Genomic DNA, 13,277 nt, shown 5'->3' with positions numbered 1-13,277 from the left:
AACTTTTCCACTTTCAACGTACGTCAGCGTACATATTAAAGTGGAAAGTCGCGTAAAATATTTCCCGTTTTCATTTATTCGGCAACAAAGAATGCCTTCAGTGTATAACTGGCCAGTCAGGGTTTATTACGAAGATACCGACGCCGGAGGCATTGTCTATCATGCCAACTACCTGAAGTTCTTCGAGCGTGGCCGTACCGAGTTCCTGCGCGCGCTCGGAATCGAACAACAAGCGCTGATCGACGCGGACCATACGGCCTTCGTCGTCAGGAGCATGACCCTCGATTACCGCCTTGCCGCCCGTCTCGACGACGAACTGAGCATCCGCACCAGCGTGACGAAAGTGGGTGGAGCTTCGGTTCAGTTTCTCCAGGAAGCATGGTGCGGCGAGGTGCTGCTCAATTCAGCCAACGTGAAAATCGGCTGCGTTGACGTAAGAACCACGCGTCCTCGCTCCCTGCCCGACGACGTGGCTGCTAAAATGCGTGCCGCCTGAAAAATCATATAAGTTAAGCCATGACCGCAACCCATGACCTCTCGTTTGTCTCCCTGATCGCCAATGCCCACGTGCTGGTGCAGCTGATCATGGCCTTGCTATTGTTGCTGTCGATCGTGAGCTGGACTTATATCTTCCGCAAGGTGTTCGCGATCCGCGCCGCGCGCGCGCAGACCGAACAGTTCGAGCGCAGCTTCTGGGCCGGCGGCAACCTGCACACGCTGCACCAGAGCGCCAGCAGCCAGCGCGACCAGAGCGGCCCCCTGGCCCGTATCTTCGAAGCCGGCATGGGCGAGTTCATCAAGGGCAAGCAGGCATCGCGCGAAGCCCTGGACATGAACTCGGTGCTCGACGGCGCCCGCCGCGCCATGCGCGCCTCGTTCCAGCGCGAACTCGATTCGCTCGACACCCACCTGAACTTCCTGGCCTCCGTCGGTTCGGTCTCGCCGTACATCGGCCTGCTGGGCACCGTGTGGGGCATCATGAACTCGTTCCGCGGCCTGGCCAGCGTCGAGCAGGCCACCCTGGCGGTGGTCGCTCCCGGCATCGCCGAAGCGCTGATCGCGACCGCGATCGGCCTGTTCGCCGCAATCCCTGCCGTGGTCGCGTACAACCGCTTCACCCACGACATCGACCGCCTGGCGAACCGCTTCGAGAGCTTCGTCGAAGAATTCTCGAACATCCTCCAGCGCCAGTCGCGCTGATCCGCCCACGAGAACCGGGAGAGCATCGGGATGGCATTTTCCAGCAGCATGCGCGGCGGACGTCGCCGCAAGTTCAAGTCCGAGATCAACGTCGTGCCGTATATCGACGTGATGCTGGTGCTGCTCATCATTTTCATGGCGGTGCCGGCGAATGAGGCGCCGAGCGTCGTCAATCTGCCGCGCGCCGAGAAATCCGCGCTGCCGCCGGACACGTATATCCAGATTTCCATCGAGCCGGGCAACAAGCTCTCGATCGGCGTGCACGGAAAAGTAAAAGTCGCCCAGGACGAAGTGGCCGACCGCTCCGCCCTGCTGCAGCGCCTGCGCGCACTGCACGAAGAGAATCCGGACTTTCCGGTCCTGATCGCAGGCGACCGTGACAGCAAGTACGACGACGTGATCCAGCTGATTTCGGAAGCCAAGAAGATGGGCATCAACCGGGTCGGCCTGGCCACCCAGTGACGCCGAAGATATGACCGCAAAGAAGTCAGTCAACGACGGCGCGCCCTACTACGTGCCGCCAGAACCGAAACCACTGCCATCGTTCCTGCTGGCAGTGGCGGTGCACGCGGCGCTGCTGGCCTTCCTGGCGATCGGCGTGAGCTGGCAGAAGGTCAATCCGGTCTCGGTCGAGGCCGAGGTGTGGGATATGTCGGTGCAGACCGCCGCGGCGCCCGAATTGCCGCCCGAGCCGGCGCCGGAACCCGAGCCGCAGCCCGAACCCGAGCCCGCGCCGGAACCGCCGCCGCCCCCTCCTCCACCGGAGCCGGTGGTGGAACGTCCTGCGCCGACGCCGGATCCTGAAATCGCGCTGCGCGAGGAAAAGAAGCGCAAGGAAGAAGAAGCGAAGAAGGTTGCCGCTGAAGAGAAGAAGCGCAAGGAAGCGGAAGAGCGCAAGCGCGAAGAGGCCGAGCAGAAGAAACGCGAGGAAGCGGAACAGAAGAAGCGCGACGAAGCCGAGAAGAAGAAACTCGAGGAAGCCGAGCGCAAGAAGAAGGAAGCCGCGGAGAAGAAGAAGGCCGACGCTGCTGCTGCTGAAAAGAAGAAAAAGGAAGCCGCTGCCGCGAAGGCCGAGGCCGCCAAGCTGGAGAAATTCCGCCAGGAAGAGCTCAAGCGCATGGCCGGCGCCATGGGCAGCACCGGCACCGCGGTGAAGTCGACCGGTCCGCGCAGCGATGGCGGTTACATCGCCGCGATCACGGCTGCGATCAAGAGCGCAACGGCCTATCCGGGCAATACCGACGTGGCCGGCAATCCGCGCGCCACCTTCCGGGTGGAGCAGTTGCCGACCGGCGAAATCATGTCGGTACGCCTCGTGAAAAGCAGCGGTGTGCCAGAATTTGACAGAGCAGTGGAAAATGGTATCAAGAAAGCATCTCCACTTCCCAAGAAGAAGGACGGGACCGTGGAGCGTACGCTTGACGTGAATTTCTCGATGAAAGATTACGATTGATTCGGTTCGAACCAGTTTTACTAGAGACTCCATGAAAAAACTTCACATTTTGCTGTTCAGCGTTTCCCTCGCAATGGGGACGACAGCCAATGCGCAAATCCAGATCGAAATCGCCGGCGTCGGCAGCAACCAGATTCCGGTGGCCATCGCCGCCTTCGCCGACGAATCCGTCGCCCCCGACAAAGTCTCGGCCGTCATCCGCGCCGACCTCGAGCGCAGCGGCGTGTTCAAGGTCATCGACGCCGGCCAGGTGATCAGCGATGCCGACGCCGGCAAGGTGAACCTGGGCGCGTTCAAGGCCAGTGGCGCCGACGCGCTGGTGGTCGGCAGCGTGGCGCGCCAGCCGGACGGCCGCTTCGCGATCCGCTACAAGCTGCTCGACACCGTCAAGGGCGGCGAAATCTCGCAGCTGGGCGGCGAAGTCCAGCCCCGCTACACCCGCCTGCAGGCGCACCGCATCGCCGACGACGTCTATGAAAAGCTGACCGGCGTGCGCGGCATCTTCTCGACCCGCATCGCGTATGTGAAGGAAGACCGCGCGGCGAGCCGCTTCGCGCTGGCCGTGGCCGACGCCGACGGCGAGAACGAGATCATCGCCACCCAGGGCAAGGAACCGATCATTTCGCCGGCCTGGTCGCCGGACGGCATGAAGGTCGCCTACGTCTCGATGGAAAACCGCAAGCCGGTGGTCTATCTGCAAGACCTGATGACCGGCCGCCGCAACGTGATCTCCAACCAGAAGGGCAATAACTCCGCGCCTGCATGGTCGCCGGACGGCTCGACCCTGGCCGTCGCCCTGTCGCAGGACGGCAATACGGAAATCTACACCGTCAATTCGAGCGGCAGCGGCCACCGTCGCCTGACCAATAATCCTGGCATCGATACCGAGCCGCAGTTCTCGGCCGACGGCCAGACCATTTACTTCACGAGCGACCGCAGCGGCGGTCCTCAGATCTACAAGATGAGCGTCTCGGGCGGCAATGCCACCCGCGTGACGTTCAACGGCAACTACAACATCAGCCCACGCGTCTCTTCCGACGGCAAGACGCTGGCCTGGATTTCGCAGCGCGGCGGCGCTTTCTCCTTATACGCGATGGACCTGGCAAGCGGCCGGGAACTTCGCCTGGCCGATGGGGCCACCGAACCGAGTTTTTCGCCTAACGGCAAGTACATCATGTATGCAACCAAGGGCGGCGGGCGCGTCTCGCTTGCAGTGGTGTCTGTGGATGGACGGGTCAAGCAACGCTTGACGACCAAAGCGGGAAACATTCGGGAGCCCAGCTGGGGTCCTTTCATGAAGTAAGAAGTAAAACCTTAACCAGAACAGGAGAAAATCCATGCGCAACTTCAAGAGTCTCGCCTTCATCGCTTCCGCTGCCGCCCTGCTGGCTGCTTGCTCGTCGCCAACCAAACTGGACGAAACCCCAGTCGTTGAAAAGTCGCCAGAGCCAGCAGCACCAGTGGCCGACAGCCGTGACATCCGTCCAGTGGAAACCGGCACCGTCGATCCACTGAACGATCCAAAAGGCGTCCTGGCCAACCGTAGCGTCTACTTCGACTACGACAGCTTCGTGGTCCGCGCCGACGGCCAGCCAGTGGTGCAGAACCACTCGGGCTACCTGACCAAGAACACCTCGCGTAAAGTCCTGATCCAGGGCAACACCGACGAACGCGGCGGCACCGAGTACAACCTGGCCCTGGGCCAGAAGCGTGCTGAAGCCGTCCGTCGCTCGATGGCATCGCTGGGCGTGTCGGAAGGCCAGATGGAAGCCGTCTCGTTGGGCGAAGAAAAGCCGAAAGCTACCGGCAGCAACGAAGAAGCCTGGGCTGAAAACCGCCGCGCCGACATCGTTTACCAGTAATCAATACGGCTGACTCAGCCGATTGACAGGGGGCGGGACGCAGTGCAGACTGCTACCCGCCCCGTTTTATCTCAGCAACCGGTTTAGAAAGAGCAACGCTTATGATCAAACTGTCTCCGTCCCGCCTCGCCTGCCTCGTTCTGGCCCTGTGGATGCCGCTGCATGCCGCGGCCGGCCCGTTCGATGACGACGAAGCGCGCAAGGCCATCCTGGACCTGCGCACCAAGGTCGACAACATCACGCGCGACCTGACCGCGCGCATCGACGGCAAGTCGGACAAGACGGTCCAGATCGAGATGTTGAACCAGCACGAGCAGACCATGCGCGAGATCGCGCGCCTGCGCGGCCAGATCGAAGTGCTGCAGAATGAATTGTCCAAGGCCCAGGAAAGCCAGAAGCAGCTGTACGCCGATCTCGACGCGCGCATGAAACGCTTCGAGCCGCGCCAGGAAGTCATCGACGGCCAGACCGCCGAAGTGATGCCGACCGAAAAGACCGCCTACGAGGCCGCCACCGCCCTGTTCCAGTCGGGCGACTATAAGGGCGCGTCCGTCGCGCTGCAGGAATTCGTCAAGCAGTATCCGCAATCGGCCTATGCGTCGAATGCGCAGTACTGGCTGGGCAACACCTATTACGCGCTGGGCGACTACAAGAAGGCCATCGCGGCCCAGCAGGTCGTAACCACCACCTACGCCGACAGCGCCAAGGTGCCGGACGCCATGCTGAACATCGCCAGCAGCTACGCCCTGCTGAAGGACAACAAGAACGCGAAGAAGTCGCTGCAGACGCTGGTGTCCAAGTATCCGGACTCGAGCGCGGCGCAGACGGCGCGGGATCGGTTGGCTTCGCTGAAGTAAGCCGCAGGCTTCAAGCGCGGTTTGATCGGGCTCGGCAATTGACAGGTTCATGACCTAGCCCTATAATCTTGCTTCTTCGGGTCGTTAGCTCAGTTGGTAGAGCAGCGGACTTTTAATCCGTTGGTCGCTGGTTCGAGCCCAGCACGGCCTACCAGAATATGTTGTAGCAAAAGGCGTTACGAGTGATCGTGACGCCTTTTTTGTTTCTGCCGCATTCCCTGCTCTATTTTCCGTACCGCACTCGCCCCGCGCGGAATCTCATCTCCCGCCCATTGAATCCGTGAAATCTCAAGGTCGCCGCTAATACCGCTGCGCGGCACGACTTTGTGAATAGTTGCGTTACGTCATCAGTCGCTCGCGATTAATAACTACAGTCAAGAGATTCGTCGCACGTCCAGCCGCGCTCAAACGAAGCGTGCAAGACGGACTGCGGCTCCATCAACTGATGCGGATCCACGATGACTGTCCTGCAATCGCTGCTGGAAGCCCACCAGCACGCCCGCCTGTTGCGCCTGTCGTTCCCCAAGAAGGACGGTCCGCAAGCGAGGCTGATGGTAAACCGGTTCGAAGGCGCGGAATACCTGTCGCGCGACTTCGAGTTCAAGGTGGAACTGCTGAGCGACGATGCCCGGATAGCACTCGAGGCGATGCACGGCAAGCTGCTGTGCATATCGTTGGTGCAGGACAACGGCAGCCTGCGCCCATTCACCGGTTATGTCGCAGCTTTCAAGCTGATCAAGACGGATGGTGGCCTGGCCTTCTATGAAGCCGTCTTGAAGCCGTGGTTGGCATATACGCGTCTACGCCGGAACAATCGCTTGTTCCATGCGCAAAACCTGAGGGAACAGGCCGAGACGGTCTTTGCCGGCTACGGCAGCCTGCCTGTGTGGGAGTGGACGGTCGCCGGCGAACAGCCACAGCTCACGATGACCACGCAGTGGGACGAGACCGACCACAACTACCTGTGTCGGCGTTGGGAAGCGGCCGGCTACTGCTATTGGTACGAGCATACCAACGAAGGCCACGTGTTAAAGGTCGGCAACGACACGCGCACCTCTGAGCCGATCGACGGGGCATCGCCCGGTATCCGCTTCCAGCGCGCAGGCGGCTCCATAGAAGAAAACGCGATTGGCGACTGGAGCCCATTGCGCCAGTGGGCTTCCAGTAAAGCGGCAGTGAGCGGCTTCGACTTCAAGAATCCGCGCTCAGTACATGCGGACATTGTCACCGTCAACGAACAAGGTGATATTCCACGGCTGGAAGTGCACAGTTATGAAGGGCATTACGGCTTCAAGCACCAGTCCGGCGCCGACCAGCTTGCACGCCTGCGCATGGAAGAAATCGAGGCTCGCGGCAAGATGGTCGAAGCGCAGGGCAACAACCGGAGGGTCGCTGCGGGCCGATGGTTCAAGCTGCTCGACCATTTCGGCGAAAGCGGCGACGGCGAATTCCTGGTCCTGGAAGTGCATCATGAGGCCAGCAACAACTACCTGCAAGGCAAGGACGCGACAGCGGAATACAGGAACCGCCTGGTCTGCCAAAGCAAGTCGGTGCCCTGGCGTCCGGGACGTGGCTTCAACAGCACGGACACAAAGCTGCTGACTCTGCAGACCGCCATCGTGGTCGGCTCGCAAGGCCAGGGCAGCCTGAACGTCGACCAGTACGGGCGCATCCAGGTGAAGTTTCACTGGGACCGGGACGAAAGTAGCAGCTGCTGGGTACGGGTAAGCAGCAATTGGGCCGGCGGCGAGAAGGGCTTGGCCAGCCATCCGCGGGTCGGATCGGAAGTCATCGTGCAATGGCTCGATGGCAATCCCGACCATCCGATCGTGACCGGCTCCGTATATAACCAGAGCTATATGCCGCCATGGAAGCTGCCCGAACAGCAGGCGCTGATGGGGCTCAGAAGCCGGGAACTGAGTGCCGAAGGCGGCAACACGCCCGGCGGCCGCAGCAATCATCTGGTACTGGATGACACGCAGGGGAAGATCCAGGCACAGCTCAAGAGCGACCATCTGGCCAGTCAGCTCAGCCTCGGCCATATCAACCGCATCGACGACAACGCCGGACGCAAGGATGCGCGCGGCCAGGGCTTCGAGCTACGCTCCGATGGCCACGGCGTGGTGCGCGCGCAGCAAGGCCTGCTGCTCAGCACCGAAGGTCGCCCGAACGCCCACGCCCATATCACCGACATGGCAGAGACCCTGGCGCGTCTGGCCCAGGGACATGAGTTGCACGACAGCCTGTCGCAGGCCGCGCAGCAGGCGCAGGCGCACCAACCGGGCGACCAGGATCAGGTCGTCGCCGCACTGCAGGCGCAGGCCGACGCCATCAAAGGCCAAGGGGGCTCGCCGACGCAAGGCGAATTTCCGGAGTTCCAGGCTCCCCACCTCACCCTGGCCAGCCCTGCCGGTATCGAAACCAGTTCGCAGGGTTCCACCCACCTGATGAGTGTGGAGCATACCGCCCTGACCAGCGGTGGCCATGCCAGCCTAAGTGCAGGCAAGAGCCTGCTCGTGAGCGTAAAGGAAGCGGTGCGCATGTTTGCCTACAAGGCCGGCATGAAGTTGGTGGCGGCCAGCGCCGACATCGACATTACCGCCTTGAAGGACAGCGTCAACATCCTGGCCAAGCTCAACATCACCCATACCGCCAACCGGATCACGATCACGGCGAAGGAAGAGGTCGTGATCAACGGCGGCACGAGCTTCAGCCGTTGGAACGCATCGGGGATCGTTCATGGCACCAGCGGCAACTGGCGTCAGCACGCGGCGCAACACAGCTTCGTGCCCGGCAAGAGCGAAGGGACGCCTGCCTTGCCGCAGACAGTGCAGCTGCCGCCAGGACAGCTTGCGCTCCGTCACCAGTACGTGAACCTGGAGGGCAGCAGCAAGCAAGGCATCCAGGGAGGCGATTACACCGTCGTCGATGCCGAAGGTGGTGTCCACCAGGGGACGCTCGATGGCAACGGCTTTGCCAGCGTGGCCGGCCTGCCGATGGGGATGGCCACGGTCAGCTACGGCAAGGACCCGCGCGACCCGTGGGATGAAGGCAGCTACTTCGGCCAGGGGACCGAATGGCCGGCCGTGGCGCTGACCGAGACTGTCCCCGATGCGACAGCAGGCAGTCTCAACGGCGCAGCCGGCAAGTTCGGCGCGATTGCGCAAGCCGCGGAGCAAGCGGCAAGCGCGGTGCAGTCGCTTCCCAAAGGCGGCGCGCAAGCATTGCTGGCGTCGGTCGGGCAGGCGGGCATGGCCAATGCCGTGGGCAAGCTTCCAGGCGGCGCGACGGCCCCGCATACCTACGGCGCTTTAAATGCCGGTAAACCTGCCGGCGCCGCCGCGTCCACCCTCGGCTTGCCCGGATCACTACCGGACATCGGCGCTGAAGCGCTGTCCCCGATCCCGAAAAAATCCGTCATATAAAAAGCCACCATGACCGAGACCGAGCAGCCCCCGTCCAAGCCCGCCGAACGCGCGCCGGAAGTCGCAGTCGCCCCACTCAACACCATAGATCAGCAAGACATCGGCGCCGGCGCCGCCGCCTTCGATAAATGGCTGCGCAAGATCAGCAACGACTACGTCACGCTGGAGCGCCTGAGCACGGTGGCCGGCAGCCTGCCGGTGATCGGCAACATCATGGCGCTGATCGACGCCATCATGGACATGGTTGGCGTGGTCCAGAAGACCATCAATAAGAAGGAAGTCGATTTCCTGCACTGGGTCAGCCTCGGCATCAACCTGATCGGCGTCGTTCCGGTGCCGCTGGGGATGAGCGCGGCGCGCATGAGCCTGCGCCCGGCACTGCACCTGACCCGGCAAAAGCTGGCGTCAGGTGTCAAGGATCTCGGCAGCGCACTAATCGAAGTGCTGATCTTGCACCTCAACGCCAGGCTGGCCGGCGAGATCGAGACCTTTGTCGACAGCGCGATGGGCAAACTGGCCGGCATCCTCGACAATTGCGCCGATACTGCCGACGGCATTGCGGACGATCTGATCAAGATCCTGAACCGCTGCATCGGCAAGGAACCTCTGTTCGAGGTGGCTTCTCCGGCGGAAGTGGAGAGCAAGCTGCACGACCCCAAGGTAGAAAGCAGCTTGCGCCGTATGCTTGGCGCCCTTGGCCGACAGTACAAAAATACCGCGAACTATGTTGCCGCAGCGGCGGCCAGCCACCTGCCGCAGAACGCGGTCGCGGGTGTAACGGGCATCATCGGTCACCTGCAGGAGTTCAACCCGGCGTTTCGCAGCAAGCTCGCCGCGCTGGCCGACGAACAGGAGCAGATGAGCATCCGGTGGCTGCTGGTGCGGCTGCGCGACGCGGTCGTCAAGCGCAAGCGGAGGCATCCAGCGATGGTCCCCTCAAGCAAGGGCGCGGACCATAAGAAGAACAACCCCGGCCACGAATTGGGAACGAGCGGCCGGCAAAGCCCGGCGAAGGGCGACGCCAATGCCTGCAAGCTGTGCCCTGCAAAAGGCGGCACCGCACACTCGATCAGCTTCGCCACCGGCGCCGAAACCTTTACCCATACCGATTTCGTACTGGATGCGCCGCTCCCCATCGGATGGAGCCGCACCTACCGCAGCCAGCTGAGCGCCTATGACCGCGGCAATCTCGGTGCGCGCTGGCTCACCCCGTACAGCACCCGCATCGATGTCGTCGGCCAAGGCAAGCCCGCCGCCCTGCTCTACCACGCCGCCGACGGCCGCAGCCACCGCTATCCGTGGCTGGACATCGGCCAGCGGCACTACGATCCGGTCGAGCAAGTCACGCTCACCCGCATGAGCGCCACCCTGCTCACGCTCGACTTCGGCAAGCCGCTCCCCGAAGGCGAACCGAGCCCCTGGCGCGAAACCTATGAGCTGGTGGACACAGTGCGCGCCAAGACTGCCGAGCTGGGCAAGGAACATTTTCGGCTGATCGCGCTGCATTCCGGCGACGGCGCCGCCCTTGGCCTGCGCTACGATCACGTCGTCGCCAATGGCCCTTATGCCGGCGAGGAAGTGCTCAGCGACATCGTCAGCAAGCAGGGCGAGACCATCGTCGCCCATGTTGGCACCCGGATCGACCTTGATACCGGCCGCATCCGCGCGCTGTGGGAAATCAGGGACGGCAAGCTGCAGCGCCAACTTGCTGCCTACGACTACGATGATCACGGCGATCTGATTCAAGCCCAGGATGAAAACGGCGCCTCCTGGCAGTACCAATACGACCGCCACCTCGTCACCCGTTATACCGACCGCACCGGGCGCGGCATGAACCTCGCCTACGACACCAGCATAGACAGCGGCGCGCACGCCAAAGCAATCCGCGAATGGGCCGACGACGGCAGCGACGACACCCGGCTGGAGTGGGACAAGAACATTCGCCTGACCTATGTCACCGATGCGCTTGGCAACGAGACCCGCTACTACTACGACATTGCCGGCTACACCTACCGCATCGTGTATCCGGACGGACTCGAGGAATGGCTGTTCCGCGACGACGCCAAGAACGTCGTCCGTCACATCCACACCGACGGCAGCAGCGAGCATCACCGTTACGACGACCACGGGAACCTGCTGACCCACACCCGCGCCGACGGCAGCCAGGTCCACTTCGAGTATGACGCCCAGCACCGCGTCACCGGCATCCGCGATGCCGAAGGCGGCACCTGGAAGCGCGATTACAATACCCAGGGCCATCTGGTCGAAGAAACAGACCCTCGCGGCAACAAGACCCAGTACGCGTATGACAAGGCTGGGCGGCCCGTCGAAGTCACCGATGCTAAAGGTGGTGTGACGAAACTCGTCTACACCCCGGACGGCCAGCTCGCCGCTTACACCGACTGTTCCGGGCACAGCAGCCAGTGGGAATACGACGACCGCAAGCGCCGGGTCAAAAGTATTGACGCCGCAGGCAATGTGACCCGCTACCGCTACACGCCGGTAAGTGCCGAAACGCTGGCGCAGGCGCACAGCGAAGGCTCCAACAGCGGCAATCATCCCGGCCAGCTCGAAGCCGTCATGCACTCCGATGGCAGCCAAGAGCAACTGCGCTACGACGCCGAAGGCCGGCTGCTAGCACACACCGACGCATTGCAGCGCACCACCGCCTACCGCTACACCACCGCCGGACAGATCGCGAAGCGCACCGATGCGTTAGGACACAGCCTGCAGTACCGGTGGGATGTGCTCGGCCGCTTGACCGCGCTGGAAAACGAAAACGGCAGCATCTACCGCTTCCGGTACGACTCGGTTGGCCGCCTACTGCAAGAACAGGGTTTCGACGGCAAGACCACCGAGTACCGCTATGACGAAGCCAGTGGCGTGCTGGCGGAAACCGTCGAAGCCGGCGTGACCACGCGGCTGGAATTCGATCCCATGGGCCGGCTGGTGCAACGGCGGGCCGCAGCGCCCGGCAAGCCGGAACAGATCGAAACCTTTGCCTACAACGCCAACGGCCAACTGGCCGAAGCGAACAATGAACACGCCAGACTGCAGTGGTTCTACGATGACGCCGGCAATCTGGTACGCGAGCACCAGCACTACCAGGGTCCCTTCCACGCCGACAAGCGCACCGCCGTTTGGCATCACCACCATGACGAACTCAATCAGCGCACCGGCACCACCCGCCCCGACGGCCACCGCATCGAATGGCTGACTTACGGCGCCGGCCACGTGCATGGCCTGCTGCTCGACGGGCAAGACCTTGTCTCCTTCGAGCGCGACGCGCTGTATCGGGAAACCGGCCGCACTCAGGCCAACGGCCTACTGCAAACGATGAAGTTCGACCCGGCTGGCCGATTGATCGAACAGCAGCTCGGTGCCATCGCGCTGGTCGGTCGGAAGGACCGGTATTTCGCCCCCGACGAGTACCGTCCCGATGTCCAGGTCGGCATGCAGGCCGCAATCGTGCGGCGATACCGCTACGACCAGTCCGGCCAACTGACCAGCCTCGAAGACAACCGGCGCGGCCGCATCGAATACCGCTACGACCCGGTCGGACGGCTGCTGGCGGCGAACAGCGCCTTGGGTCGAGAAACCTTCGCGTTCGATCCGGCCGGGAACATCCAAGCACCCGATACCGCGCAGCAGGAGCCCATTAGCCGCCGTGTCCCACTGCCGAAACTGTTGGACAACCTACTCAAGGAATATGCCGGCGTGCGCTACCGCTATGACGAACGCGGCAACGTCGTGGAACGAACCCAGGAAGGCCTTCGGTCAGAGTATGAATGGGATGCGTTCAACCGGATGATCCGGGCTACGACCTGGCATGGCGTCACCACCTATGCCTACGATCCGCTCGGACGGCGCATCGCCAAGCGCAGCGGTGTAATGAAGGACACTGCCTTTCGGGAGACCGCCCGAACCATGTATGGCTGGGATGGCGACACGCTGGCGTTGGAAAGCAGCGTACACCAGAGCTATGCGGCGGGCGAACGGACGGTGCACTACGTGTACGAGCGCGACAGCTTCGTGCCGCTGGTGCGGGCTACCCGGAGCCGGGCGCTTCGACTGATGCCCACGACCGATGTCAAAGCGCTGATGGCGGACAACGACGGAAAATACGATATTGCGCTTGATCCGCTGTGGAACGGCGAGTGCGAACAGGAAGCCGAGCCGTTCGATAAGGAAGAGATCGCCTTCTATCAATGCGATCATCTGGGTACGGCGCAGGAGTTGACAGATTGCGAGGGCAAGGTCGCGTGGTCGGCGCAGTACAAGGCATGGGGGCAAGCAAAGGAGGCGATTAGTGAAGCGGCGCGCAAGGCTGACATCCGCAATCCAATACGGTTTCAGGGGGGCTTTGTTGCATAAATCAATTGAGCGCGTAGTACCCCAAACCCCAGACGGATTTACGGCATGGTCACCGCTACGGTCGTGGGCGTGCCCAAGCGCGTGAAGCGATTGAGGATGGCGGCAC

At 62.4% G+C, this 13,277-nt stretch carries 9 protein-coding genes and 1 tRNA gene; all 10 read left to right on the top strand.

Annotated features, from left to right (window positions below; translation table 11 throughout):
* Positions 1–91 precede the first annotated feature (91 nt).
* The 10 genes from ybgC to J3U95_RS22110 all read left to right on the top strand — a co-directional run bounded on the left by ybgC (position 92) and on the right by J3U95_RS22110 (position 13,171).
* Positions 92–496 (top strand): tol-pal system-associated acyl-CoA thioesterase, encoded by a 405-nt coding sequence (gene ybgC, locus J3U95_RS22155; protein ID WP_208280807.1) that lies wholly within the window; start codon positions 92–94, stop codon positions 494–496.
* A 20-nt stretch (positions 497–516) separates the two neighbouring features.
* Positions 517–1,200 (top strand): protein TolQ, encoded by a 684-nt coding sequence (gene tolQ, locus J3U95_RS22150; protein ID WP_005671250.1) that lies wholly within the window; start codon positions 517–519, stop codon positions 1,198–1,200.
* Positions 1,201–1,230: 30 nt separating this feature from the next.
* Positions 1,231–1,662 carry a biopolymer transporter ExbD gene (locus J3U95_RS22145; RefSeq protein ID WP_109344254.1) on the top strand — a complete coding sequence of 144 codons (432 nt, stop codon included), beginning with the start codon at positions 1,231–1,233 and terminating at the stop codon, positions 1,660–1,662.
* Between the two features lie 10 nt (positions 1,663–1,672).
* A complete protein-coding gene (tolA, locus tag J3U95_RS22140; protein ID WP_208280806.1) occupies positions 1,673–2,653 on the top strand; it encodes a cell envelope integrity protein TolA in 981 nt (326 codons plus the stop codon).
* Between the two features lie 31 nt (positions 2,654–2,684).
* Entirely contained in the window at positions 2,685–3,956 is a 1,272-nt protein-coding gene (gene tolB / locus J3U95_RS22135; protein ID WP_208280805.1) for a Tol-Pal system beta propeller repeat protein TolB, read from the top strand.
* 34 nt (positions 3,957–3,990) lie between these two features.
* A complete protein-coding gene (gene pal / locus J3U95_RS22130; RefSeq protein WP_109344256.1) occupies positions 3,991–4,515 on the top strand; it encodes a peptidoglycan-associated lipoprotein Pal in 525 nt (174 codons plus the stop codon).
* A gap of 101 nt (positions 4,516–4,616) precedes the next feature.
* The gene (ybgF, locus tag J3U95_RS22125; RefSeq protein ID WP_071363434.1) at positions 4,617–5,372 is read left to right on the top strand and encodes a tol-pal system protein YbgF; all 756 of its coding nucleotides are present in this window, start codon (positions 4,617–4,619) and stop codon (positions 5,370–5,372) included.
* A gap of 78 nt (positions 5,373–5,450) precedes the next feature.
* A tRNA-Lys gene (locus tag J3U95_RS22120) sits at positions 5,451–5,526 on the top strand.
* A gap of 304 nt (positions 5,527–5,830) precedes the next feature.
* Positions 5,831–8,797: a type VI secretion system Vgr family protein gene (locus J3U95_RS22115; RefSeq protein WP_208280804.1), complete on the top strand. Its 2,967-nt coding sequence runs from the start codon at positions 5,831–5,833 to the stop codon at positions 8,795–8,797.
* Between the two features lie 9 nt (positions 8,798–8,806).
* Entirely contained in the window at positions 8,807–13,171 is a 4,365-nt protein-coding gene (locus tag J3U95_RS22110; protein ID WP_208280803.1) for an RHS domain-containing protein, read from the top strand.
* The last annotated feature ends 106 nt before the right edge of the window (positions 13,172–13,277 follow it).

The organism is Massilia oculi (assembly GCF_017582745.1).
Classification (GTDB): Bacteria; Pseudomonadota; Gammaproteobacteria; order Burkholderiales; family Burkholderiaceae_D; genus Telluria; species Telluria oculi_A.
Note: the sequence above shows the minus strand (reverse complement) of the source record. Positions and strands in the feature narration are given on the sequence as shown.